General features: G+C 74.9%; 17 protein-coding genes. 14 read left to right on the top strand and 3 right to left on the bottom strand.

Annotated features, from left to right (window positions below; all coding sequences use genetic code 11):
- Positions 1 to 44: 44 nt before the first annotated feature.
- Positions 45 to 2570, bottom strand: a complete 2526-nt coding sequence (locus AB0H75_RS28520) for an L-tyrosine/L-tryptophan isonitrile synthase family protein (RefSeq protein ID WP_367801315.1) — start codon at positions 2568 to 2570, stop codon at positions 45 to 47.
- A 562-nt stretch (positions 2571 to 3132) separates the two neighbouring features.
- On the opposite strand from AB0H75_RS28520, the gene AB0H75_RS28515 reads away from it, so the two are divergent.
- From AB0H75_RS28515 to AB0H75_RS28480, 8 genes are read left to right on the top strand one after another with little or no spacing between them, the layout of a single operon-like run.
- Positions 3133 to 4014 carry a GNAT family N-acetyltransferase gene (locus AB0H75_RS28515; protein ID WP_367801313.1) on the top strand — a complete coding sequence of 294 codons (882 nt, stop codon included), beginning with the start codon at positions 3133 to 3135 and terminating at the stop codon, positions 4012 to 4014.
- A gap of 17 nt (positions 4015 to 4031) precedes the next feature.
- The gene (locus AB0H75_RS28510; protein WP_367801311.1) at positions 4032 to 5507 is read left to right on the top strand and encodes an FAD/NAD(P)-binding protein; all 1476 of its coding nucleotides are present in this window, start codon (positions 4032 to 4034) and stop codon (positions 5505 to 5507) included.
- Positions 5508 to 5553: 46 nt separating this feature from the next.
- Positions 5554 to 5865 carry an acyl carrier protein gene (locus tag AB0H75_RS28505; protein ID WP_367801309.1) on the top strand — a complete coding sequence of 104 codons (312 nt, stop codon included), beginning with the start codon at positions 5554 to 5556 and terminating at the stop codon, positions 5863 to 5865.
- The gene (locus AB0H75_RS28500; protein ID WP_367801307.1) at positions 5862 to 7253 is read left to right on the top strand and encodes a serine hydrolase domain-containing protein; all 1392 of its coding nucleotides are present in this window, start codon (positions 5862 to 5864) and stop codon (positions 7251 to 7253) included. Before AB0H75_RS28505 ends, AB0H75_RS28500 begins: the two co-directional genes overlap by 4 nt.
- Before the next feature lie 30 nt (positions 7254 to 7283).
- Complete coding sequence (locus AB0H75_RS28495) at positions 7284 to 8528, top strand: MFS transporter (protein WP_367801305.1); 1245 nt, start codon at positions 7284 to 7286, stop codon at positions 8526 to 8528.
- Positions 8529 to 8556: 28 nt separating this feature from the next.
- Positions 8557 to 9267 (top strand): hypothetical protein, encoded by a 711-nt coding sequence (locus tag AB0H75_RS28490; protein WP_367801303.1) that lies wholly within the window; start codon positions 8557 to 8559, stop codon positions 9265 to 9267.
- Positions 9264 to 10610: a hypothetical protein gene (locus AB0H75_RS28485; RefSeq protein ID WP_367801302.1), complete on the top strand. Its 1347-nt coding sequence runs from the start codon at positions 9264 to 9266 to the stop codon at positions 10608 to 10610. Before AB0H75_RS28490 ends, AB0H75_RS28485 begins: the two co-directional genes overlap by 4 nt.
- A 21-nt stretch (positions 10611 to 10631) precedes the next feature.
- Positions 10632 to 13715, top strand: a complete 3084-nt coding sequence (locus AB0H75_RS28480) for an amino acid adenylation domain-containing protein (protein WP_367801300.1) — start codon at positions 10632 to 10634, stop codon at positions 13713 to 13715.
- Between the two features lie 171 nt (positions 13716 to 13886).
- Here AB0H75_RS28480 and rox read toward each other — a convergent pair whose 3' ends face one another.
- The gene (gene rox / locus AB0H75_RS28475) at positions 13887 to 15314 is read right to left on the bottom strand and encodes a rifampin monooxygenase (RefSeq protein ID WP_367801372.1); all 1428 of its coding nucleotides are present in this window, start codon (positions 15312 to 15314) and stop codon (positions 13887 to 13889) included.
- Positions 15315 to 15893: 579 nt separating this feature from the next.
- Positions 15894 to 16214 (bottom strand): SDR family oxidoreductase, encoded by a 321-nt coding sequence (locus AB0H75_RS28470; protein WP_367801298.1) that lies wholly within the window; start codon positions 16212 to 16214, stop codon positions 15894 to 15896.
- A 512-nt stretch (positions 16215 to 16726) separates the two neighbouring features.
- On the opposite strand from AB0H75_RS28470, the gene AB0H75_RS28465 reads away from it, so the two are divergent.
- From AB0H75_RS28465 to AB0H75_RS28440, 6 genes are all read left to right on the top strand, one after another.
- On the top strand, positions 16727 to 17662 hold the full coding sequence (locus AB0H75_RS28465; RefSeq protein WP_367801296.1) for an ABC transporter ATP-binding protein: 936 nt from the start codon (positions 16727 to 16729) through the stop codon (positions 17660 to 17662).
- On the top strand, positions 17659 to 18393 hold the full coding sequence (locus tag AB0H75_RS28460; protein WP_367801295.1) for an ABC transporter ATP-binding protein: 735 nt from the start codon (positions 17659 to 17661) through the stop codon (positions 18391 to 18393). The genes AB0H75_RS28465 and AB0H75_RS28460 overlap by 4 nt, the downstream gene beginning before the upstream one ends.
- A 51-nt stretch (positions 18394 to 18444) precedes the next feature.
- On the top strand, positions 18445 to 21570 hold the full coding sequence (locus AB0H75_RS28455) for an FtsX-like permease family protein (protein ID WP_367801293.1): 3126 nt from the start codon (positions 18445 to 18447) through the stop codon (positions 21568 to 21570).
- A complete protein-coding gene (locus tag AB0H75_RS28450; RefSeq protein WP_367801291.1) occupies positions 21567 to 23678 on the top strand; it encodes an FtsX-like permease family protein in 2112 nt (703 codons plus the stop codon). Before AB0H75_RS28455 ends, AB0H75_RS28450 begins: the two co-directional genes overlap by 4 nt.
- Positions 23679 to 23904: 226 nt before the next feature.
- On the top strand, positions 23905 to 24660 hold the full coding sequence (locus AB0H75_RS28445) for a GntR family transcriptional regulator (RefSeq protein ID WP_367801289.1): 756 nt from the start codon (positions 23905 to 23907) through the stop codon (positions 24658 to 24660).
- On the top strand, positions 24651 to 24878 hold the full coding sequence (locus AB0H75_RS28440) for a ferredoxin family protein (protein ID WP_367801288.1): 228 nt from the start codon (positions 24651 to 24653) through the stop codon (positions 24876 to 24878). Before AB0H75_RS28445 ends, AB0H75_RS28440 begins: the two co-directional genes overlap by 10 nt.
- Positions 24879 to 24880 lie beyond the last annotated feature (2 nt).

Genomic DNA, 24880 nt, shown 5'->3' with positions numbered 1-24880 from the left:
GCGGCCCCTGGGCTCCGGTCGTCCTGCCCGCGGCTCGTGGCCGCTCACTGGCGTCGCAGCCGGATGGACGAAAGGAGCGCCGGGTCCAGTCCGGCGCCCCGGGTCGAGGTGACGGGGGCCATGAACCACGGCTGCCCGGGGCCGAGCAGCGGCGAGTGGACGGGGACGAAGCCCTGGTCCGACAGGGCGATCGCGAAGTCGGTCGACAGGTGCCCGTCGGCGTCCACGGCCGCGGTGGCGTGCCACGGCAGCACGCAGGCCCCGCCGAGCCAGGCGAAGCCCAGGTTGCCCGGCCGGGGATTGGGGGTCAGCCGGACGCGGCCGGGGAAGAACAGCGCCTCGTCGCAGCCGACCTCGCTGTCGGCCTGGGTCACCGCCAGGTAGCGGATGGTCACGCTCCAGGTGGTGGCCAGCAGGGCCCGCCGGCCCCGCCGCACCTCCGGACCGGCCTCGGGATCGGTGACGTCGAAGACGTCGGCGTACAGGCGGGCGGCCCAGGAACGTGGGGGGAGGCCCGGGGGCGCCGGCGGGAGCCCGACGCTGGAGAGCAGCGAGCGGAACAGCGGCGCGAACCGGATCGTGGCGTTGCCGTCAGCGCGTCCGCGCAGCAGGCCGCGGCAGGCCGCGTCGGCTCGCGCGAGCGCTTCGAGCGGTGCCGTGGTGACGTCGAGTGCGGCCAGTTCGGCCGCGAGCGACCGCGCGTACCGCTCGACGAGGTGCGCGTGCCGCCGCAGCGGGCCCGGGCCCAGGTGCTCCCGAGCCACCTCGCTGAGGTTCGCGATCCGGATCAGGTCGCGGCCCCCGATCAGGCCGAGGTACTCGTCGAGCTTGTCGTGATAGCCGCGCAGCAGCGCCTCGGGCCGGGGGCGGAAGTGGTCACCGTCGGTGAGCACGATGATGTCGGCGCCCGGCGGGTGGACGCCTTCGACGGCCCGTGCCAGCTCCCTGAGCCTGACCAGCGCGCCCAGCTCGCTGAGATCCGGCAGGCGTCCCGAGGTCTTGAGGCCGTTGTAGTGCAACTTGAGCGGGAAGCCCAGGGTGACCACCCGCACGGGCGCGCCCCGTTCGACGAAGTCCCGCAGCAGCGGGCCGGCCGTGCGCAGGGAGAAGTACTCCGACGGGCCCTTGCGGAACTGCTTGCGGGTCAGGACGTGGTGGATGCGGCTGACGGCCGTCTCGGTCGCGGCGGCGCCGGTCGCGGTGCCGGTCGCGGCGGGGAAGCGCCGTAACGCCGTCTCGCTGGTGCGGGCCGCGGCCGCGTCGGCGGCGGCGACCAGCCGGTCCACCACCTCCAGGGACTCGCGCGTGGTCAGGTGGACGGCGTGATGGCGGGCGGGCTCGTGCACGGTCATGTCGGCCAGGGGCAGCTTGAGGAGGGAACGGGCGTGCGACAGCCTCGGCGGCCTGCGCGGCGGCGCGGTCAGCCCGGTGTCGGGGGTGAGCTCGAAACCGTGGACGACCGGGGCGCCGTCGCCAGGCGTCTCGGCCTCGGGGGCGAAGCCCGGCAGCCTCACGGCGACGACGAGGGCCGACGGGAAGTCCTTGGCCATGGCCCGCCGGTTCAGCAGCAGGTCGTCGAAGATCGCGACGACGTCGAGCCGCCGCAGGGTGCGCAGGTTCTCCGCCTTCAGCTCGTGTACCGGGCGTACCCGGTCGTCGGGGAGCATGAGGAGGTGCGGACGGTGGACGCCGGCTCGCGCCAGCGCGTACTCCGTCTGCGTGCGGACGCGGTCACGCCGCCCGGTGTTGAACACCACGCGTCCGCCCAGCTCGTTGACGCGGGTCACGAACCGCGACAACCCGGGAACCGGGGTGTCCTGGCGCAGGCCCTCCCACGGACGGTACAGGTGCGTGCGGAACTCCTCGAACAGCCGGTGCCAGGCCACCCGGGGATAGCGTGCTTCGAGATCGTGCCGGGCCAGGAAGGAGGCCCAGCTCGGCCCCTGGTCGGTGGGCAGGATCCGGAGGCGTTCCGGCTCGGCGAACTCCCCGATGCCCCCGGGCGCTCCAGGCCGTGGAGCGGCGAGGGCGCGCAGGGCCTTCAGCGCGCGTTCGCGCGGGTCCAGCGCGCACAGGTCGACGTCCAGGACGACCGCCGGCTGCCGTACGCGGGGATCCGCGTGGCGGGCACGGGCCTGCCTGCCGACCCGGTCGAGCACCTCGCGCAGGACGTCGTCCTGCTCCCGGGTGACGCCGTGGGCGAGGTCGTGCCGCAGCAGGGCGACGGTACGGGGGCGCAGGAACCGCAGGTCCCGCGCGATCGTCCCGTCCACGGCGGCGCGGGCGTCGCCGGCGTCGAGCCCCTGCCGTACGGCGAACCGTTCGGTCATGCGGTGCAGGTCGGACCGGAGCCGCCCGAACGCCCGCCGGGCCCGCTCGGCGGAGGCGCTCTCGGCGCCGGCGAGGACCACGCGCCCGGTGGCGCGGCCGTCGGCGGCGATCTCGTGGCCCAGCCGCGGGCACAGGCCGTACCGGTCCAGCATGACGCGGAACACGCGTACCGGCGGATGGACGAGGTGGGTGAGGAAGGGGGCCAGAGAGCCGTCCCCCGGCGGCGACACGTGTGACACGTGCCAGGCGCTTTCCGCACGACCGGGTCGCGCGTCTCCCGGCACGCAGTAGAGCCGCAACATGGGATCGGCCTCGATCAGTTCGGCCAGTCCTCCGGTGTCGCGGTGCGGTGCTTCTTCGGGAATGGCATGACATTCGGGTGCGTCGTGGAGCACTCGGAGCCTCCGGAGTGGGAATGCGGAGCGGTAGCGGCCGTCTGGATGTGCCGGGCTTCGCCATACGCGCCGGGCAGGCGCGCGCGAATGGCCGCCGAAAGCCGATGCGTCCCGGAGCGCCGGGGTGAAGGCGCTCGGAGATGGCGGTCTCGTCGGCGCCCGAAAGCCTCGTCGAGGAGAGGATGTCCGCGCTCTTCGTAGCCTGACGGAGTGCGGCACCGTTTTTGGTGCGATTGCTGCCAATGTCCGCGCGATTACCGCCAACCTCGACAGGGCCGGAAGTAACGGTTTACCGTGCTACGTCAACGGCCGCCAGGACAATGATCGGACATTCGCCGGACATTCGCCGGACATGTGGCTCGACGGGCGGGAAAGTTGGCAGTAAATGACCGGTTAATGTCCGCCGATGTCCTGTTTCCTCCCTGATCCAGGAGGCAGACTGCTAGGGCGCGCCGAGCGGCCGCCCTTCAGGCGACGAGGAGGACTTATGAAGATCATTTTCTCCGAATGTGCTCCGAACTATGCCGCGTACGTCTTCCCGTACCAGGTCTGGGCGTTTCTGGAGGACGGCGAGCAGGCCGGTGTCGCCTATGAGAGTGGTTTCCTGCCGGGCGCGCTCGACCTGTCGAGGTTCTATCTGACGAGAAGTGTCCGCGTCGATCTGGAGAAATATACGGCCACCGGCCGCGTCCGCTATGTCGAGCGCCGTTGTGCCGGCATCGACGGCGAACTGCTGGATCGCCGGGATTTCCGGTGGTCGCCCGCATGGAGGAGCCTGGCCGACGAATACTTCGACCGGCAGAAGGTCAACGCGGACTACCGCAGAAAACGGTTCGGGGAAATGCTGGATTCGCCCTTCGCCACGCACGTGCTGACCTTCACCGACACGCGTGACGGCTCGCCCGCCGGGCTCGTCCCCGTCTTCGTCGGGCACGGCCTGGCCCAGTACGGCATCCCCGTCTACGACGCGCGGTACCGGGACCGGAGCATCGGCAACTACATGATGAGCAGCGCGTTGCGGGAGTTCCAGAGCCGCGGGCTCCGATATTGCTACCTCGGTTCCTGCTACACCGCCGGCGACCTGTACAAGACCCGCTTCGTCGGCGTCGAGATCTTCAACGGCCGCGCCTGGTCGGCGGACCGCGACGAACTCCATTTCCTCCTCGACCACCAGGACCGGCTCGCCGGCACGCACATCCTTGAGTACCGGCCGTACGTGGACGCCTTCTGCGACGCGGACGTCGCCTCCCTGCGCTCCGGTGCCGTCGGCCGCTTCACGGCCGCGTAGCAGGACGGAGGGAAGCCATGCGCATCGCGATGATCGGCGGCGGCGCGACAGCGGTCAGCCTGCTGGACAGCCTGCTCGCCCAGGCCGGGGACGGCGACGCCGCCCTTGACATCCGCGTCTACGAGCCCGCCCACCTCGGTCACGGCGGCGCGTTCGCGGACGACCTGGACTGCGCCCTGATCAACCTGCCGAACGGGCTGATGTCCATCCGCGACCATCAGCGCGACCACTTCCTGGCCTGGCTGCGGGCCCGCCCCGGCGGCCCGGAGCCGCGGGGGGACGACTTCGCCCCCCGCCGGGTCTTCGGGCTGTACCTCCGCGAGCATTTCGCGGCCTGCCGGGAGGCGGCCCGCGAACGCGGATGGCGCGTCACCGTCCACCCGGAGACCGTGCTGGACGTGGCCAGGACCCGCGACGGTGACTACGCCGTGACGTCGGACCGGGCCACGCGGACCTACTCGCACGTGGTGCTCGGCGTGGGCCCGGGAGGGCCGGCGGATCCGTACCGGCTGGCCGGGTCGCCGGGGTTCGTCGCCGACCCGTATCCCCTCAAGCACCGGCTGGCGGAGGTCGCCCCGGACGATCCCGTGCTGGTCATCGGCACCGGGCTCACCGCGGTGGACACCGTGGTGGCGCTCCTCGCGGCAGGGCACCGCGCGCCCGTCACCATGGTGTCGCGGAGGGGCGTCCTGCCCGAGGTGCTGGCACCGGCGAGGGACCGGCCCTTCGGCCTCGACCCGGAGCGCGTCGAGAAGCGCAAGGACCGCGACGGCCGGCTCACGCGCCAGGCGATCCGGGACCTCCTGCACGAGGAGCTGACGGCCGCCGGGTTCGACGCGCGGGCCCAGACCGACTGGTACCGGCGCGACCGGCCCGCGGCCGCGTACCTGCGTCACCAGCTGACGTACCCCGAGGCGAACGCCGTGCAGTCCCTTTTCCTGAGCATCCCGGCACCTCTGGGCCGGATGATCCGCGCCGCCCTCCGGGACGAGGACGTCGCCCTGATGCTGAACGACTACAAGCCACGGCTGCGGAGCCTGCAGTGTCCGATGCCGCCCCGGACCGCCCGGACGCTGCTGTCCGCCATGGAGTCGGGCCGGCTCGCCGTGATCCCGGGCGTGCGGGAGGTCCGCGCAGGCCGCAGCCGCTTCACCGCCCTGGCGGGAGACCGGGTCGTGACGGCGCGCGTGGCCGTCGACGCCACCCGTGCCGCCCCCGCCCGCTCGCGGGGGCGGCAGGGCCGGCTGGTCGCCGCGCTCGACCGGAACGGGCTGGCGTCGTGGAACGCGTACGGCGGGCTCAGGACCGATCCCGCCACGGCCCGGCTCCGCCCCGCCGGCGACGCCCGGCCCCTCGACGTCTTCGCCGTCGGCGAGCTGGCCGCCGGCGACATCTACTACGCCAGCAGCCTTCCCGCGGTCAACCGGGGAGCGGACACGGTGGCGGCGGAGCTGCTGGCGGCCGCGACCCCGGCAGGTGAGCCCTACAGGTGAGCCCTGCAGATGAGCCCTGCAGATGAGCCCTACAGATGAGGACGAGATGACAGACAGAACCGCAGAGACCTCCCTCGACCGGGTGGTCGCCGAGGAGTGGGCCGCGGCCCTGTCCACCTCCTCAGGGCCCACAGCACCTGACGAGGAGCCGACGGCCGACGCGGACTTCTTCCTGGCCGGCGGCAACTCCTTACAAGCAGCCAGGCTGCTGGCGGGCCTGGAGGCCCGCCTCGGCGCGCGCATCGCCCTGCGCTCCTTCATGGCCGACCCACGGCTCGGCACGCTGCGGGAGGAGTGCGAGCGGGCCCTGCGGCCCGCCCCGGCGGGGGACGACTCCGACCACGCGCACGGCGCATGAACGACCCCGGAATCGACGCCCTGGTGGGAGAGCGGCTCGACCTCCTGCACCGGCTCGCGACCGCCTGGCGGGTCCCCGGATTCAGCCTGGCCGTCACGCGCGGCGCCGGTTCGGCGACCTACGCCTGGGGGATGCGCGACACCGGGCGGAGCCTGCCGATGACCGTTTCGACCCGGGTGCCCCTCGGGTCGCTGTCGAAGGCGCTGATCGCCGCCGTGGCCGCCCAGCGGGTGGCCGAGCAGGTCACCGGCTGGTCCTCGCCGGCGGGCTCGTTCCTGCCGGCCGGCCATCGAGACGTCTCCCTGGCCCACATGTTGTCGCACTCGTCGGGAATGCCGTCGTACGACCTCCTCCTGCACTACGGACCGGACGACACCAGGGCGGCGCTGCTGGACCGCCTCGCGCATCTGGCCGGCGCGCGCGAGCCCGGCACCGCCTACCTGTACAGCAACATCATGTACATCGCCGCCTGCGGTGTCCTGGAGAGCCTCACGGGCGTCCCCTGGGAGGAGCAGTACCAGGCACTGCTGCGGGCGATCGGCGTCAAGGGACACCCGCTCGGCGCCGCCGGCGGCGCCGTGGCCGCGCCACACCTGTGGGACGAGGAACGGGGCGCCTTCGTCGCCGGGGAGAACGAGCGGATCCCCCCGCTCGCCCAGCCCATCGCGGGCCTGACGTGCGACAGCCTGGAGATGGTCGCCGTCATGCGGCTGCACCTGTTCGGAACAGGCGGATCGGCGCCCCTGCTCGGCGAGGACGCCCTCGCCGAGCTGCGCCGCAGCCGGATCCGCGTGCCCGACGTCGGCTACCCGGCGAGCGCCACGGTGACGGGCTACGGACTGGGATGGGTGACCGGCCTGCTCCAGGGGCACGAGCTGCTCGTCCACGCGGGCAACGTCGGCGACACCCGCGGCATGACGGCGCTGCTCCCGACGCTGGGCGTCGGGGTGTCGCTGCTGTGCAACACCGATTGCCGCCACTCCCCGACGCACCCCGAATGTTGTTTCCCCTGCGCCGTGGTGTTCCGGGTCATCGACTGGCTGTGCGGCACGACCTCGATGCCTGCCGGGGAGCCGGCCCCGCCACCGGCCCCGCGAGCCGGCGCCGCACCGGCGGTCCGGCCCGTGCACGCGGCCGCGGAGGGCGATCTGGCCGGCGCGTACGCCCATCCCGGCTTCGGGACGATGACCGTGGCACGCACGGACGACGACCACCTCGCCCTCCGTTACGGACGGTTCGGCGGCCTGCTGACGAGGCCACGCCCCGACACGCTCTGCGCCTTCTCCCACGGCGGTGACGGGCCCGTGGTGCAGGTGCGCCGGGCGGGACGGTCTCTGCTGGCCCGCATGGACCCGAGCGTGCCGAGCTTCACGTTCACGCCGGAATGAGGGACAGCGGCCCAGGAGCAAGGGGAGCCTGTGAGAATCATTCGCGCCGTCGTGGGATTCGTGATCCCCCCGGGAGGCAGCCCGTGGCTGCTCACCGTGCGGGCGCTGACGTACGCGATCGGGTCGGGGGCGTACCTGGCGATCAGCACCGTCTTCTTCACCCGCCACGTCGGGCTGTCGGCGACCGAGGTGGGCCTGGGTCTGTCCCTGCGGGCCGCGGTCGGCCTGCTGGCCGGCGTCCCGCTCGGCCGGGTGACGGACCGCGTGGGCGGGCTGCGGGCGTGGCTGGCCGGCTCCCTCGCCCAGGCCCTGCTCTTCGCCGCCCTCCCGCAGGTGAGCGGCATGACCGCCTTCCTGGCCGCCATGGCCTTCCTGGGGGGCGCGGGAACCCTGAGCGTCGTCGGGCGGGCCAGGTACGTCGGTGACATCGTCGCCGGCGACCGGCGGGTGGGGGTGTCGGCGTTCCTGCGGACCCTGCAGAACGTCGGGCTCGCCGCCGGAACGGGCATCGCCGGCCTGGCGCTGGCCGCGGACACGCCCGCCGCGTACGTGGCGGTCATGTACCTCAACGCCGGGATACTGGCGGTGGAAGTGCTGCTCCTGGCGCTGTTCGGCGGAACGGCGGAGAGACCTCCGGCAGCGGGGCCCTCGCGGGCACGCCGGCCTCTGGCGATCCGCGACCTCCCCTTCCTCGCGCTGGCGTTCGTCAACGGGATCCTCTCGCTCAACGAGCCGATCCTGTTCGTCGTCCTGCCGCTCTGGATGGTGCAGCGAACGGACGCGCCGCAGGTCCTCATCGCCGTCACGCTCGTCGCCAACATGGCGATGACGGTGCTCCTCCAGGTACGCGTCAGCAGGGGAGCCGAGGAGGTGATCGGTGCCGCGCGGGCGCAGCGGCACGCCGGGTGCTGGCTCGCCGCCGCGTGCCTGGCCTTCTGGGCGGCCGGCGCCGGCTCCGGTCCCTGGACCGTCGGGATCCTGCTGGCCGGGCTGGTGATGCTCACCCTCGGCGAGCTGCGCGCCTCCGCGGCGGGGTGGGGCCAGAGTTACGGGCTGGCCCCGGAGAGCATGCGCGCCGAGTACCTGGCCGTCTACGACCTCGGCCCGAAGGCCACCTGGATCGCCGGCCCGGCCGGCGTGGTCGCCGTCGTCCTGCTGCCCGGCGGCTGGCTGGCCGTGGCGGCCCTCTTCCTGGCGGCCGCCGCGCTGAGCGTCCCGGTATCGAGGTGGGCGATGAACACGCCGAGGCTGACGGCCGAGACCCCGACCTCCTGAAACCCCCGACCCGAAGGAGCCGCCCGACATGCCCTCACAGGACCCAGGCCCGCCGTGCGTGATGACGCTGGACTTCCCGGGACCGCAGTCGCGGCACCGGGTGCGCCGGCTGGGGCTCGAAGCGACCGGCGCGGACGTGATCCACCTGCTCGACACCGCCAGGCCGCGGGAGCTGACGGCCGGCGCCTACGCGCGTGCCCTGCTGCGATCCGCCGAGCCGGCCGGGAGCCGCGTGACCGCGATCGTGACCTACTGCGCCGCGGCGCCCATCGCCCGGGAGCTCGCCCGGCTCCTGGGCGGCGCGGGACGGGGCGAGCCACGCCTGTACGCGATCAACCCCGAGGAGAGCAGCATGGGCCTGGCCGTCGAAACGCTGCGGTCGTTCCTGAGCGCGGCCGGGCACGACGGACCCGTGGCGTCACCGCTGACCAGGACGGCGATCGACGGCGCCGCCGACGCGCTGCTCCGCGCCCACCTGGCGGCCGGTGGGCAGGCGGCGCCCGAGGTGCTGCGGATGGCCGGGGAACTGGCCGCCGCGCAGGCGGACTGGGTGAGCTACCTGGCCGCCGCCGGTGACGAGAGCGCGCCTCCCACCGGCGCCGGGGAGGTGCACATCACGTCCGGGGACCATGCGTGCCCGCCGTCCTGCGTCGCCGGTCACGTGGTGATCGGTGCTTCCACGGCGGAGCTGTTCGCCGATCGCGAGCTCGTGGCCGCCCTGCTGAAGGAGGCGACGTGACCCACGCGCCCGGCCACCCGGTGACCGGGGACGAGGTGACGGCCGCGTACCTGGAGCGGTGCCGCCGATCACCGGAGCTGCTCCGGGCCGCCGGCGCCCTTGAGGGGGAGTCGGTCTTCGTCCGCAGGCCGCTCGGCCGCCCGCTCTTCCGGCCCCACGGCGCCCTGGACCGGCTCGGCGACGACCTGACCGGCCTCTTCAAGCTGCTCGGCACGCTGCCGGAGCGGTGTTTCGGGGGCGCGGCGTCCTTCCTCGCCGCCCAGGGGCAGCCTTCACGCCGTGCGGAGATCATCCGCCGGGGGAGCGTGGGCGGGATCGAGCCCTACGGCCGCGCCGACGCGATCGCCCAGGACGGGTCCTTCCGGGTCATCGAGTTCAACGTCGGCAGCGACATCGGCGGCGTGGAGTCGGCCCACGTCAACCGGCTGCTCCTGGGGCAGGACGCGTTCGGCCGCTTCGCCGGCGAGCACGGGCTCCGTTACCAGGACACGGCCGGGACCCTGGCCGGTGCCCTGCGCGCCCTCTCCTCCTCGGTGGTCGGGACCGACGACCCCGTCGTGGGGCTCATCGAGGAGACGGGCAGCGGCGGAACCTGCGGGCAGGTCGTCGGCTCCCTGCGGGGCCACGGGCTGCGCGTGGAATGGGGCGAGCTCGACCAGCTCTCCATCGTCAACGGCAAGGTGACGTTGCGCGGCTCGCAGCCGCTGGACGTCGTCCTGCGCTTCTTCTTCGCCGATCACCTGCTGCACGAGCCGGACGGGCCCGCCCTCATCGACGGCCTCGCGCAAGCTCACCGATACGGCCGGACGGCCCTGTTCACGTCCCTGGATTCGGAGCTCATCAGCAACAAGGCCGTCATGGGGCTGCTGCACCACGACATCGTGCGCTCCGCCCTGACCGCCGAGGAGCGCTCGCTGGTCGACCGCCTCGTCCCCCCGACGAGGCTGCTGGGCGAGGACTTCACCATCGTCCGCGCGGCGCACCGGCGCGCGCTCGTCGACGAGTGCCTGGCGCGCAGGGAGGAGCTGGTCCTCAAACCGGCCTTCGGCAACAACAGCGTGGGCGTGCTCCCGGGCGCCCTGACCAGCCCCGAGGAGTGGCGGTCGCTGCTGGGCTCGCCGAAGCTGAACGGCTACGTCGTGCAGGAGCGGGTGGCGGGGGAGAAGGAGATCGTGCTCGATCCCGGCACGGGAGCGCCCGTCGCATGGGATGTCAACTGGGGGGTCTTCGTCTCGGGCACCGGCTTTGCCGGGGCTTTCGCCCGCGCGCTCGACGACGCCGGCGGAAGGGAGGTCATCGGCGGCTCCGAGAGGACCAGATACGGCGTCGTCTTCACGTATTAAGCGCAATCAAGGAGATGGAGAATGATGACCAGCGACGAACCGCTCGCCCTGTCGCCGATCCAGCACGGCACCCTCTTCCACGCCATCCAGCGGAACGGCACCTACCTGGACCAGCTCCTGCTGACGCTGCGCGACCCCCTCGACCCGGACAGGCTCCGCCGGGCGTGGCGGGCGGCCGCCGAGCGGCACGAGATCCTCAGGATGTCCTTCGACTGGACGAGCGACGCCGTCGCGCGGCAACGGCCCCGGCCGGGCGCCGCGCCACCGGTGGACGTGCTGGACGGCCCCGTCGAGGACGTGGACGGGTGGCTGGCCGGCGAGCGCGACAGGGGCTTCGAGCTCACCGAGGCGCCACTCGTCCGGGTGACCCTCGCGCGCTCCGCGGACGGCGCCAGGATGATGCTCGTGCAGTACTCGAACCTGGTCATGGACCTGCGCTCGCTCAAGCACATCCTGGGCGAGGTGGCACGCGAGTACGCGGGCGGGGCCGTGCCCCGCCCGGCGGCCAGGAGCTACCGCGAGTACGTGGACTGGTGGCAGGACCAGGGCGGCGGCGGCCCCGAGGACGTGACCTTCTGGCGGGAGCTGCTCGCCGGCCACGAACCGCCCGGCCTCGGCGCGATCGCCCGGCCGGAGCCGGCCGCTCCCGGGGCAGGCCCCGGCGTGCTGGAGATCCCGGCGGCGGACCTCCTCGCGCGGCTCGACCGGATCGCGGCCGCCTGCGGCGTCACCCGCGCCACGGTCCTGCAGGGCGCCTGGCATCTGCTGCTGGGCAGGTACACCGGCAGCCGCGACGTGGTCGTCGGCAGCTCGGACGTGCACCGCCCGCTGGGGGACGCCTACGCGAGGGCCGCGCCCGGGCCGATGACGCTCACCCTTCCGGTACGGCAGCGGATCAGCCAGGACGACCCGGTGGACGGATGGCTGCGCGCCTACGAGGCGGCCCGGCAGGAGTCGTGGCGCCATGCCGGCCTGCCGCTGCCGGAGATCCAGCGGCTCTGCCCCGGCATCGGCCGCAACGAGCTCATCCAGAGCGCCGTGGTCTTCGAGGAGCTGCGGGCCGCCGACCTGGCGGCGGGTCTCGGGGTCATCGACGTCCGGTACGAAACCCGTCCGCACTTCCCGCTCACCCTCGTCGCGCGCGACGGCGCGGAGTTCCGGCTGCGCCTGGTCCACCGCCCGGGCATGTTCGCCGCCACGACGACACGGCGGCTGCTGGCCCATCTGGGCACCATGATCGAGCAGATGGCGGTGGATCCGTCCCGGCCGATCGGCTCGATCGACATCCTCCCCGAGGCCGAGCGCGAGGAGATCCTCGGGTGGGGGCGAGGGCCGGAGCCGGTCCTGCCCGCGCCCACCATCCACGAAGCGGTCCGCCTCGGCCTCGCCGGGTCCCCCGAGCGCGCCGCGGTGCTGGACGGGGGCGGGCGGATCAGCCGCGAGGAGCTCGAAAGGCGGTCCAACCAGCTCGCCCACCATCTCATCGAGCTGGGCGCGCGCCACGGCGACTCGGTCGGTGTCCTGGTGAGGCGTTCCCGGGAGCTGCCCGTCATCCTGCTGGCGATCATGAAGTGCGGAGCGGCCTTCGTGCCGTTCGACGCGGGTTTCCCCGACCAGCGCCTGCGGATGATGGTCGCCGACTCCGGCATCAAGCTCGTCGTCAGCGACAGCGCTCACTGGGGGCGCTTCACCGACATCGCCGATGTGGCCGTCGTCTACGTGGACCGCGACAAGGAGGTCATCTCCACTCGCGGGACGGAGCCGCCCGCCGTCCCCGTGCGGAGCACCGACCTGGCCTACATCATCTACACCTCGGGCTCCACCGGGCGGCCCAAGGGCGTGGAGGTGATGCACCGGGGGGCGATCGCCCTGCTCCAGGACCTGGGGGAGCGGATCGGCCTCGGCACCGGCACCCTGTGGGCGGCGGGGGCCAGCTACGCCAGCGACCTGTGCGTCGTCGACCTGTTCATGCCCCTTCTCTTCGGCGGGCGGCTCACCGTGCTCGCCGATGACGTCGTCACCGACGGCGTCCGGCTGGGTGAGGAGCTGACCCGCGCCGGGGCGAGCCACTTCCAGGCGACCCCCAGCGGCTGGCGGTTGCTCATGGAGGCGGGCTGGAGCGCGTCCGGCTCCCTGGCGGGGCTCACCGGCGGGGAGAGCCTGCCCGACGACCTGGCCGACGAGCTCGCGCGGGCCGGGGTGCGGCCCCTCTGGAACGTCTACGGTCCCACCGAGGCCAGCGTGTGGGCCACGATCGAACCGGTGGGCGCCACCAGGCCCGTACCCATCGGGCGCAGGGTCGGCGCCGCCGACCTGTACGTGCTGGACGACATGGACCAGCCGTCGCCGGTCGGCGTCCCGGGAGAGCTGTGCATCGGCGGGACCGCCCTGGCGCGCGGCTATCGCAACCTGCCCGACCTGACCCGGACCCGTTTCCGCGCGCATCGCCTGGCGGCCGGCCCCGAGAGCCGCCTCTACTGGACGGGCGACCGCGCCCGCTGGCTCCCCGACGGCAGGCTCGAATTCCTCGGCCGTGACGACGGGCAGGTGAAAGTCCGCGGTTACCGGATCGAGCTGGGGGAGGTCGAGGCGGCGCTCCGGAGGCATCCGGGAGTGAGCGACGTCGCCGTGCTGGTGAGCGAGAACCCGGGGCACCGGAGGTCGCTGACCGCGTACGTCGTCGGCGAGGGCGATCACCGCCCGGAGGCCGGGGACCTGCGCGCGTTCCTCCTGGACCGGCTGGCCCCCTACATGGTCCCCGACCGCTACGTGCACATCGACGCCATGCCGCTGACGCACAACGCGAAACGCGACTCGCGCGCTCTGGAGGCGTACGGCGCGGCGGCCGAGCGCGCGAACGGCGAGGTCGAGATGCCGGGGACGCCGCTGGAGCGGCAGGTGGCGCAGCTGGTGGAGGACGTCCTCCACGTGCGGGGGATAGGCCGCCTCGAAGACCTCGGCCACTACGGGATGAGGTCGCTGGAGTCGATGCGCATCGCCGCCCGGATCGCCCAGACCTGGCCGGTCACCATCACCGTGCAGACCGTTCTCGGCAACCCGACGATCGCCGACGTCACGTCGGCCGTCCAGGCGTCGATGAGGTGATCACCCGCGCCAGGAGGCCGTGCCCGCGGGAGCGGCGCACGGGCAGGACCGCCGGGCTCCCCGGCGGCCCGGGACGGGCGGTGGTCCGGGATGGGCGGTGGTCCGGGATGGGCGATGGCCCGGGACGGGCGATGGCCCGGGACGGGCGGCGGTCCGGGACGGTGATCCCGGTCAGCCGGTGGGGGTGCCGAACCAGCGCGGCAGCACGCCGGTCAGCTCCGCCTGGTCCTCGCCGGCCCAGGCCACGTGGCCGTCGGGGCGGAGCAGCACGGCGGGCACGTCCAGCTCGGCGCCGGTGCCGGTGACGTGGTCCACGCGATCCGCCCAGCCCTCGGCCGAGAGCCGCCCGGTCCCGTCGAGCAGCAGGCCGCGGCCGGAGCGCGTCAGCTCGTAGAGGCGGCCGCGCTCCAGCCCGACGTCCCTCAGCCGCCGCCCCACCAGCTCGGAGCCGCCGCCGAGGTCGTAGCGGACGCCGATGGCGGTGACCTGCTCGATGAGGTACGTGCTCACCTCGTCGAACTCCATGAGCCGCGCCAGCAGCCGCCCCACCGCCCGGGGCCCCGGCTCGGCGGACATCAGGTGCATGCGCACGCGCGTGTCGTCCAGCACGGCGTGGGCCACCGGCCGGCGTTCGGCCTCGTAGGTGTCCAGCAGCCCGTCCGGCGCCCAGCCCGCGACCTCGGCGGCCAGTTTCCAGCCGAGGTTGAACGCGTCCTGGATGCCGAGGTTGAGCCCCTGCCCGCCGGCCGGCGGGTGGACGTGGGCCGCGTCGCCGGCCAGCAGCACCCGGCCGTCGCGGTAGCGCTCGGCCAGGCGCGTGGCGTCGCCGAAGCGGGACAGCCAGCGCGGCGCCCGCACGCCGAAGTCCGTGCCCGCGACCGCCCTGAGCATCTGCCGGAACTCCTCCAGCGTCGGCGGCACTGCGCGGTCCTCGGCCACGCTCGCGGCGGGCACGACCACCCGGTACATCCCGCCGCCCAGCGGCAGCAGGCCGAAGCGCGGCTGCCTCTCGCGGATCCGCGCGACGGCGGCGGCGATCGTCCCGGGATCCTCGTCCGCCTCCATCTCGCCGAGCAGCGTGTCCGACCTGCTCGGCTCGCCGGGGAAGCCGACGCCGAGCAGCTTGCGCACCGTGCTGCGGCCGCCGTCGCAGCCCGCGAGGTAGCGGGAGCGCAGCCGCGTGCCGTCGTCCAGTTCGGCGGTCACGCCGTTCTCGTCCTGGCTGAGGCCGGTCAGCTCGCGGCCGCGCCGGATCTCGGCGCCCAGCCCGGCGGCGTGCTCGGCCAGCAGGCGCTCGGTGACGGCCTGCGGGATGGCGAGGAGGTAGCCGTGCGCGGTGTCCAGCCCGGCGGGCGCGGGCCGGTCGGCCCCGGCGAGGGAGACGCGCAGCGGGTGCCGCCGGCCGTGCGCGAGGAAGCGCTCCAGCAGGCCGCGCTGGTCCATCACCTCGATGCTGCGGACGTGCAGGCCCTGGGCCTTGGCGTACGGGACCGGCTCGGTCTCCTTCTCCAGCACGAGCACCCGCGCGCCGTGCAGCCGCAGCTCGGCCGCCAGCATCAGGCCGGTGGGCCCGCCACCGGCGATGATCACGTCGAACATGTACCGCCCATCCGTCGTACGACTTCCGATCGAGGAGTCTGGAGCACGACCCGGGCCTTGCCGCAAGCCCCGGGGGGCGCTATAGCTTGGAAGTGGCAGGGGGAGGCGTCCCCCGGTTGACCGGGTCCGCCGCCGGAGCTCTCCCCGCCGCTGCCGGACGGGGTTACTGGTGGTCCAGAAGGCGAGCACGGCCAGCACCCTGCGGTGGCCGCCGTCGGAGGGCGGCAGGCCGAGCTCGGCGTTGCTGAGCCCGCGGGCCATCAGGGACAGCACCTCGCGTTCGCGGTTGGTGAGGGAGCCGAGGGCGTTGCCCCGGCTGACCCGGTCCTTGAGCAGGTAGCCCACCGCGCCGGAGCCGTCGGCGAGCAGCTCGCGGGCGTAGACCCGCTCGACGTACTGCGACAGGACCAGCACAGGCAGGCCGGGGTGCCGCTGCCGGACGGCCAGGGCGGCCCCGGTGGGCGCCGGTCGGAGCCGGGTGGCCCCGCCACCGCATGGACATTCTTGCCGCGGTATTCCTTGACGCCGCCATTTCTTCGCCGGCCGGCGGGGAAGCGCGCCGCCGTATTTCCGCCGGCGTCAATTCCTGGGATATTCGCCGCCGTCCACGGAGAAATAGGTCCCGGTGAGCCAGCTCGCCCGGTCGGACACGAGGAACAGCGCCGCGTCGGTGATGTCGTCGGGCCGGCCGTCGCGCCCGAGCGGGGGCACGGCGGTCGCGCCCGGGTCCGCGTCGCCGCTCGCCCACCGCCTCCGCGTCTCCTCGCCGCCGGGCGTGGCCGTCCTGCCGGGGCCCAGGGCGTTGACCCGGACCCCGTACGGGGCCGGCTCCGCGGCCAGGGCCCGGCTGTAGCTCTCCAGCCCCGCCTTCGCCGCCTGGTAGTCCGCGAACGCCGGCACCGGCGGGAGGAGCGCGGCCGTGGGGAGTGGAGATGCGCACGATCGCCCCCGACCCCGCTCCCGCATCCCCGGCGCCAGCAGCGCGTTCAGCCGTACCGCCCGCGTTGTGGACCAGGATGTCCACCCCGCCGAGCGTCTCCCGCACGGCCGCGGCCGGCGCCTCCGTCCCGGCCCGCGTCCGGGAGCCGGCGCACGACGGCCGCCCCGATGCCCCGGGAGCCGCCGGTGACCAACGCCTGCTTTCCTTCGAGCTCTCGCGGCTCGGCCGCGCTTTCGGCCGTGGTCCTGTCGCCATTCCTTTCTCTTGTCCGCTCGTTCGCCCGGATCACGGTACGCCGGGGAAAAGAAAGGGCGGCAAAGACGAAACACCAGCGGCTCCCGTAGGCAATTCCCATGGGCTTCGCGGCCGTCGTCCATGCCCTCTCACGGTGTGGGACGGGGCTTGGGGGACGGTTCGCGAGGACGATAGAGTCTGGCGCTGAACCGGAGTGGTGCCGGGGCCGAGGAGGGGGATGTCCAGCACGCCCTTGTCCCTGCCGCAGCCTCCCCCGAAGGCACCGGAGTTCGGGCGGGACGCGCTGATCGTGTGCGAGAGCCTGGTGCGCATCTACCAGTCCGGATCGGTCGAGGTGCAGGCGTTGCAGGGGCTGGACCTGGTCGTGGACAGCGGCGAGATGGTGGCCGTCGTCGGCGCGTCCGGGTCGGGGAAGTCCACGTTGTTGTCCATCCTGGCCGGGGTGGACGCTCCCACCGCCGGGCGAGTGCGGGTCGACCGGTGGAACCTGCTGGACATGTCGCGGGCCGACCGGGTCCGGTACCGGCGGCACACCGTGGGGTTCGTACGCCAGCAGACGGCCGCCAACCTCATCCCCTACCTGACCGCGCGGCAGATGGTCGACCTGCCGATGACGGCGGCCCGCACTCCCGGCCGGGTACGCCGCAGGCGCGCCGCCGAGCTGCTGGGCCTGCTCGGCGTCGCCGATTGCGCCGAGCGGCGGCCCGCGCAGCTGTCCGGCGGGCAGCAGATGCGGGTGGCCATCGCGGTGGCCCTGGCCAACGAGCCCAGGGTGCTGCTGGCCGACGAGCCGACCGGGGAGCTGGACAGCAGCACCTCGGCCGTGGTGTTCGGGCTGTTACGGGAGGTCAACCGGCGGCTGGGCGTCACGGTCGTCGTCGTGACCCACGATCCCGCGGTCAGCGGGCAGGTGGAGCGGACGGTGGCGATCCGCGACGGGCGTACGAGCAGCGAGGTGGTGCGGCGCACCGCGACCGGGGACGACGGCGCCCCGCAGGTGATCGCCGAGGAGTACGCGGTGATGGACCGGGCGGGGCGGGTCCAGGTCCCGCGCGACTACCGGGAGGCGCTGGCGCTGACGCGGCGGGTCCGGCTGGTGCTGGAGGCCGATCACGTCGCGATCCGTCCCGACGGCGGCGGCGGGGCCGGATGAACGGCGAGCCCCTGGTCAGCGTGCGTGGCGTTCACCGCCGCTACGGCAGCGGGGCGACCGCCGTGCACGCGCTGCGGGACGTGACGTTCGAGCTGGCGGCGGGCACCATGACCGCCCTCGTCGGGCGGTCCGGCTCCGGCAAGACCACGCTGCTCAACATCATCGGCGGCCTGGACCGCCCGGACTCCGGCACCGTCCTCGTCGACGGGACGGACGTCACCGCCCTCGACGAGGACAGCCTGTCCCTGCTGCGGCGGGAGAAGGTCTCCTACGTCTTCCAGACCTTCGGCCTGATCCCGGTGCTGTCGGCCGCGGAGAACGTGGGCGCCCCGCTGCGGCTGGCCCGCGTACCGCCGGCCGAGCGCGAGCGGCGGGTCGCGCTGCTGCTGGAGCTGGTCGGGCTGGCCGCCCACGCCGAGCAGCTTCCCGGCGAGCTGTCCGGCGGGCAGCAGCAGCGGGTGGCGATCGCCCGGGCGCTGGCCGCCTCGCCCCGGCTGCTGATCGCGGACGAGCCGACCGGGCAGCTGGACGCCGAGACCGGCCTGTCGGTGATGGCGCTGCTGCGCGGGGTGGTGGAGTCCGAAGGGGTGACGGCGCTGGTGTCCACGCACGACCCGACGATGCTCGCGCTGGCGGACCGGGTGATCCGCATCAACGACGGGCAGCTCGACGAGCCTCCCGGCACGCGGCCCGACGGGCGCTCGAACGGCCGGGCGACTCGTGACCGGTGAGGGCTGTCCGTGCTGAGGCTGGTCGCCCGGCGAGCCCGTGCGCAGTGGCCGTTGCTGGCAGCGCTCCTGGCCGTCGCCGTCGTCGGCCCCACGCTGCTGGGTGCCTGCGCCCTCCTGCTCACCCGTACCGCCGAGCAGGCGCTGGAGACCGCCGCCTCCCGCGCCGCCCCCGACCGGATCGACGTCACCGCCTACACCGTCACCGTCCGCGGCGAGCACGCGCGATCCGTCGCCGACGACACCCGCGACGTGCTGACCTCGGCCCTCGCCCCGTTCGCGGCGACGACGGCCGCGCGCGCGTCGTCCGTGATGCGGCCGCTCCCCGGCGCCGGCGCCCCGGCCGTGGCGTACCTGTCGGGGATCGAGGACCTGCCGGCCCGTACCCGGCTGGCCGCCGGACGCCTGCCGCGGGCGGGTGCCGCGCCGGCCGAGGCCGTCGTCCTGGAGAGCACCGCGCGGCGGCTCCGCCTGGCCCCCGGCAGCCGGGTCCGCCTCGGCACGGAGCTGGCCGACGATCCCGACCAGGGGACCGAGGTGAGCGTGGTCGGGATCGTCCGCCCGCTGCCCGGCACCGGCTGGGACCGCGACCCCCTCGCCGCCACCGGGTACGACCCGGCCTACCGCGACGGCCGATCCGCGCAGCCGGTCCACGCGTACGGGCCGTTCATCGTCGATCTCGACGACCTGCTCGGCGGCGGCTCCACCCTCGACCGGCTGGAGGTCAGCGCCCACCCCGACCTGTCCGCCCCCGCTGCCCGCGACCTCGACACCGTCACCCGGGCCGTGCTCGGCGCCGACCGCCGGCTGGGGCGCACGCTCGGCGACCGGGTACGGATCCAGCGCGTCGCCTCCCTGCTGCCCGCGACCCTGCTGGCCGCCCACGACCAGCAGCGGGTCACCACGGCCGCCGTGCTCGCCGTCGCCGCCATCGGCCTCCTCCTGACCGCGACCGCGCTCGCCCTCGCCGGCCGGCTCAGCGCGGGCGTGCGCGAGGACGAGACCGCGCTGCTGTCCGCGCTGGGCGTCGGCCGCGGCCAACTCGCCGCCGCCGCGCTCGCCGAGGCCGGCGCGCTCGCCGTGCTCGCCACCGCGGTCGCGGTCCCGGCCTCGTCCGCCCTGCACGCCGGGCTGACCCGGCTGCCGCTCATGGCCGGGGCCGGGCTCGCGGCGCCGCCCGGGGTGAACGCCGCACAGGTGCTGTCCGTCGCCGGCGGCGCGCTCGCGCTGGCGGCGGTGCTCGTCGTGCCCTCGCTGCGGCGGCCCTCCTCCCGAGGGGTGCGCGGGCGGCGGGAGCTGCTCGCCCGGTCCGGCGCCGACCTGCTGCTCGTGGCGCTCGCCGCCGCCGGCTGGTGGCAGTTGCGCGACCAGCCGGCCGGTTCGGGGTCTCCCCTCGACGCCGTACGGGTGCTCGCTCCCGCGCTGCTGCTCATCGCCGGATCCGCGGTGGCGTTGCGCCTGGTGTGGCCCGCGCTGCGCGCCGTGGAGCGGCTGGCCGGCCGGGCCCGCGGGCTGATGGTCCCGCTGGCCGCGTTCGAAGCCGCCCGCCGGCCGCAGGCGGTCGCGGCGGGGCTGCTGGTCGGGCTGGGCTGCGCGGCGGCCACGTACGGGATCGGGCTCGACGCCACGTGGCGACGCTCCCAGCAGGACCAGGCCGATCTGTCCGTCGGCACCGATCTCGCGCTCGCCCTCACCGCCCCGCCCGCCGCCGGGCAGGGCCCGGTGGTCGGCGCGGCCGGCGGGGGAGAGGTGAGCCCGGTCACCGACCGCGGCATCGCGGTCGGGCAGTGGCTCGGCGGCGCCGGTGACCCGCCGCGGCTGATCGCCGTGGACACCACCCGCGCCGAGGCGCTGCTGCGCGGGCGGCTGGACGACGGCCGCACCTGGAGCGACGTGGGCGCCGCCCTGGCGCCGCGGGCGCGCGTCGCCGGCGTTCCCGTCCCGGCCGGAGCCGCGCTCTCCCTGGCCGGGAGGGCGACCGGCACGGTGCCGCTCGCCGTGACGCCCCGGCTGCTGCTCCAGGACGCGACGGGGCTGCGTACCGCCTGCACCGGCGAGCCCGTCCCGCTCGACGGCGAGGCGCATCCGCTGCCGGACTGCGCGGCGGCCGGAGGGCTCCGGCTGGTCGCGGTGTCCCTTCCGATCACGACGGGGGACGCGGGCACCGGTTACTCCGACGCCCTGGTGGAACCCCCGGCGGGGGACAGCCGCGTCGCCGTGACGCTCACCGTGGCGGGAGCGGGCTCCGGGGCCTCGCCCTGGACCGCCACCTCGGCCGGGCCCGCCCCCGGGCAGCTCGGCGATCCGGCCGTCACCCTGACCGGCACCTCCGCGGGCACCGAGCTGAGGATGACCACGACCGTCGCGCTGAGGGGCCCGCCGGAAGCCGCCAGGAACCTGGTCGCCACCGCTTTCCCGGCTCCGGGGCCGGTGCCCGTCGCCGTCTCCGCCCGCTTCGCCGACGAGGTGGGCGTCCGGCGCGGCTCCCGGCTCGACCTCACCGTCGGCCTCACCCCCGTACGGGTCAGCGTGGCCGAGGTGCTGCCGGCCGTGCCGTCCGCCCCGGGCGCCGCGGCCATCCTGGCCGACTTCGACGCCCTCTCCCGCGCCCTCGCCGTCAGCGGCGACTTCGACGTGCCCGTGGACGCGTGGTGGGTCGGCCGTCCCGCCGGAGGCGGCGTGGCCGATCTCCGCCTCGGGGGCGTCACCACGCGCGCGTCCGAGGCCGCCCGGCTCGCCGGCGGACCGCTGCGGGCCGGGCTGCCGGCCGTGCTGCGGCTGCTCGTACCGGCCGCGGTGCTGCTGATGATCGCCGGGATCGTCCTGCACGTGACGTTCGACCTGCGGGCCCGCGCGGTCGAGGTGGCGCGCCTGCGGGGTCTGGGGATGACCCGGCGCGAGATCCGTACCGTGCTGCTCGGCCAGCACGTCGGCATCCTGCTGCCGCTGCTCGCGGCGGGCGCGGCCGTCGGCGCGCTGGCCACCCGCGTCGTCGCGCCGCTGCTCGTCCGCTCCGACACCGGCGCCGCGCCCGTTCCCGAGGTGCTGCCCGTCTGGCCGTGGGCCGCCGAGGCCGCCCTGCTCGCCGGGCTGCCGGCCGGGTGCGCGCTGGCGGTGAGCGCGGTGGTCGCCGTCCAGGCCCGGCGGGCCGATGCCGCGTACCTGCGGGTGACGTCGTGAGGATCCCGGCACCGCACTGGCCCAGCGTCGCCGGCCGCGCCCGCGCGGACGCCGGGCCGTTGCTCCTGGCCGCCGTCGTGGTGGCGGTCGTCACGCTGCTCGCCGGCGCGATGCCGCCGGTGTTGTCGGCCACCGCCGACGCCGCCGTACGGGACGCGGTCCGCCGGACCGACGGCGACCTGCGGGTCCACGCCCGCATGGAGGCCGACGACGGGCCGGACGGCAGCCGGGTCCGGCACCCCCGCCTCGCCGAGGACGTGGACGACTTCCGGGCCAGGGCGGCCGACGAGCTCGGCCCCGGCCTGCGTGCCGTCCTGCGCCCGCCCGTCGCCACCGTCGTCAGCCCCACCCTCAAGATCACCGACGGCAGCGTGTTGCGGACGTTCCAGCTCGCCTACGTGGCCCGCGACGGCGGGCCCGAGGTGACCTGGGTCGCGGGCGGCCCGCCCCGGCCCACCGCCGCCGCGACGGCGGAGGTGCCCTTCGGCGCGCCGCCCTGGCCGGTGCAGGTGGGCCTGTCGGAGGCGGACGCCGCCGCTCTGCGGCTGCGTCCCGGCGCCCGCATCCCGCTGATCGACGACCGGGGGAACGCCAAGGAGGTCCGGGTCAGCGGCGTCTTCCGGCCCCGGGACGGCGCCGATCCCGCCTGGCGATCCCTTCCCTCGCTGCTGAGCCCCGTCACCGGCGCGGACGGCACGGGGATCACCCGGCTCGCCGGGCTGCTGTCACGTGACTCGCTGCCCGACGCCCGGCTCGCCTTCGGCCAGGACGAGTTGCGGCGTACCGTCTGGTTCACGCCCGACCCGGCCCGGCTCACCTGGGCCGTGGTCCCGCCGGTCACCGCGAAGGTGGTCGCGCTCAAGGCGGCCTCCGGCTCCTCCGGCGCCCGGGACGGCTCGCTGAAGTGGGAGACCCGGCTCGACGGGGTGTTGCGGGACGTGAGCGCCCAGGTGGACGCCGCGTCCGCGCAGGCGTCCCTCCTGCTCGTCACCCTGCTCGCCGTCGCGGTCCTGGTGCTGCTGCTCGCCGCCGACCTGCTGGCGCGCCGCCGCGCCCCCGCCCTGGCCGCCGCCCGGCAGAGAGGGATGTCGCTGCCGGTGCTCGGCGGCGAGCTACTGCTCGAATCCGCCGTGACGGCGCTGCTGGCCGCGGCGGCCGGGCTCGGCCTGGCCCGGGCCGCCGGGCCGGGGGTCTCCTGGGAAGGGGCGGCTCCCGTGCTGGTCGCCGCCGTCGCCGCGGGGCCGGCGTTCGGCACGCTCGCCGCCGCCCGCGCCACCCGGGACCGCCGCGTCCCGGCCGACCGGAGCGCGCGGCGGTGGACGCGGGACACCGCGCGGCTGCGGCGGGCCGCCCTGGAGGCCGGGGTGCTGGTGGCCGCGTCCGGCGCCGTCGTCGCTCTGTACCAGCGGGGAATCGGCGGCGGGGTGCTGCCCGCGAGCGCGCCCGCCCTCTGCGCGCTCGCGGGCGCGCTCGTGCTGGCGCGGGCGCTGCCCCTCGGGACGCGCCTCCTGCTCGGGCGGCTGCTGCGGTCGCGCCGGCCGCTGGCGGTGTTCGGGGCCGCGAGGGCGGCGGCGGCCTCGGCCCGGGTGCTGCCGCTGCTGGTGCTGGTGACCTCCGTGGCCCTGGCCTCGTACGCGCTCACCCTCGGCGCCGCGGTCGGCAGCGGGACCGCGGACGGGCCGCTGGCCTCGGGGCTGCTGCGACTGGTGTGGGTCGCGGCCGTGGCCCTGCCGGTCCTGGGCCTGCTGGGGCTCGCCCTCGGCGCGGCGGCCGGCGCGCCGGAGCGGTGGCGGACCCTGACCCGGCTGCGTACCCTCGGGCTGCGGCCCCGGGAGGCTCGCTGGGTCGCCGCGGGAGAGCTGCTGCCGCCGGTGGTGCTCGCCGTCCTGGGCGGCCCGCTGCTCGGGGCGCTGCTCGCCCGCCTGACGTTCGACTCGCTCGCCCTGCGCCTGCTCACCGGCGCCGATCCGGCCGTGGTGCTGCCGTGGTGGGGGCTCGGCCTGGTGGCGGCCGTGTTCCTGGCGGCGGTCGCCGTCGTGGTGCCCGTCGAGTCGGCGTTGCGCCGCCGGCGGCGGCTGGGCGAGACGCTCCGGGCGGGCGACGGCTGAGCACGCCGGCGGGCCCTGCCCGCGGCGTTCGATCCCGCGGTCGGTACCGGCGCGGGCGGTGACCGCCGTCGAGGCCCGCCGGGCGGGTGGCGGATCTCGCGCCGTCCGGGGGTGAGCCGCTGGTCGCGGCCGGTGTGTACGGGCTGCGAGATGGCGCAATCGTACCGTTACCCCCATTTACCTACCTGCTTGCTAGGTTTACCTGGGTGCGCGCAGGGAGGTGGGCATGGGACAGATGACGGCCGCGCGGCGCCGGGCCGACCGGGCCAGGCAGGTGGCCGACCTACTCAGGCGTCAGATCGTGCAGGGGATCTTCCCCCACGGCAGGCTGCCGCCGGAGGCGGCGCTGGCGCGCGAGTTCGGCGCCTCGCGCAACACGGTGCGCGACGCCCTGCGCCTGCTGCGGGAGGAAGGCCTGGTCGAGCGCTGCCCGGGAGTGGGCACCACGGTCGCGGGCGAGAAGTACCCGCACGGCCTGCACAGGTTGCTCGGCCTCGCCGAGACGCTGCACGAGCACGGCCAGGTGACCAACCAGGTCAGGACCATGACGCTGATCGAGCCGCCGCTCGCCGTGAGCACCCGGCTCGGCCTGCCCCCGGGCGAGCCGGTCGTCTACCTCGAACGGCTCCGCCGCCTCAACGGCCTGCCCCTCTCGCTGGACCTGACCTACCTGGTCCGCGACGTCGGCGAGCCGCTGTTCGACGCGGACCTGGAGCACAACGACATCTTCGTGCTGCTGGAGGCGATCGCCGGCCAGCCGCTCGGCACGGCGGAGCTCACGCTGGAGGCGGTCAACGCCGACCCGCACACGGCCACCGTGCTGGAGGCGCCGCGCGGCGCCGCGCTGCTCATGGTCGAGCGGCTCACCCACCTGGCCGACGGCCGCCCGGTCGACCTGGAGTTCATCCGCTTCAGGGGCGACCGCCTGACCATGCGCGGGCATCTCGACCGCGCCACCGAAGAGGAGGAGCGATGGCCCTGATCAACCAGCGGGTCGAGGTGCCCGTGACCATCGACGAGGCACTGTGCATCGACGGCTGCACGCTCTGCGTCGAGGCGTGCCCGCTCGACTCGCTGGCGATCAGCGAGGAGAGCGGCAAGGCCTACATGTACGTGGACGAGTGCTGGTACTGCGGCCCCTGCGCGGCCAGGTGCCCCGTGGACGCGGTCACCATCAACATCCCCTACCTGCTGCGATGAGG

This window comes from Nonomuraea sp. NPDC050783, assembly GCF_040802095.1.
GTDB lineage: Bacteria > Actinomycetota > Actinomycetes > Streptosporangiales > Streptosporangiaceae > Nonomuraea.
Note: the sequence above shows the minus strand (reverse complement) of the source record. Positions and strands in the feature narration are given on the sequence as shown.

What these genes read in the sequence shown, in the direction of transcription:
- AB0H75_RS28505 (WP_367801309.1), top strand. Translation starts at nt 5,554, where the DNA reads ATGACAGACAGAACCGCAGAGACCTCCCTCGACCGGGTGGTCGCCGAG.
- AB0H75_RS28490 (WP_367801303.1), top strand. Translation starts at nt 8,557, where the DNA reads ATGCCCTCACAGGACCCAGGCCCGCCGTGCGTGATGACGCTGGACTTC.
- AB0H75_RS28440 (WP_367801288.1), top strand. Translation starts at nt 24,651, where the DNA reads ATGGCCCTGATCAACCAGCGGGTCGAGGTGCCCGTGACCATCGACGAG.
- AB0H75_RS28460 (WP_367801295.1), top strand. Translation starts at nt 17,659, where the DNA reads ATGAACGGCGAGCCCCTGGTCAGCGTGCGTGGCGTTCACCGCCGCTAC.
- AB0H75_RS28480 (WP_367801300.1), top strand. Translation starts at nt 10,632, where the DNA reads ATGATGACCAGCGACGAACCGCTCGCCCTGTCGCCGATCCAGCACGGC.
- AB0H75_RS28515 (WP_367801313.1), top strand. Translation starts at nt 3,133, where the DNA reads ATGTCCTGTTTCCTCCCTGATCCAGGAGGCAGACTGCTAGGGCGCGCC.
- AB0H75_RS28445 (WP_367801289.1), top strand. Translation starts at nt 23,905, where the DNA reads ATGGGACAGATGACGGCCGCGCGGCGCCGGGCCGACCGGGCCAGGCAG.
- AB0H75_RS28465 (WP_367801296.1), top strand. Translation starts at nt 16,727, where the DNA reads ATGTCCAGCACGCCCTTGTCCCTGCCGCAGCCTCCCCCGAAGGCACCG.
- rox (WP_367801372.1), bottom strand. Translation starts at nt 15,314, where the DNA reads ATGTTCGACGTGATCATCGCCGGTGGCGGGCCCACCGGCCTGATGCTG.
- AB0H75_RS28500 (WP_367801307.1), top strand. Translation starts at nt 5,862, where the DNA reads ATGAACGACCCCGGAATCGACGCCCTGGTGGGAGAGCGGCTCGACCTC.
- AB0H75_RS28510 (WP_367801311.1), top strand. Translation starts at nt 4,032, where the DNA reads ATGCGCATCGCGATGATCGGCGGCGGCGCGACAGCGGTCAGCCTGCTG.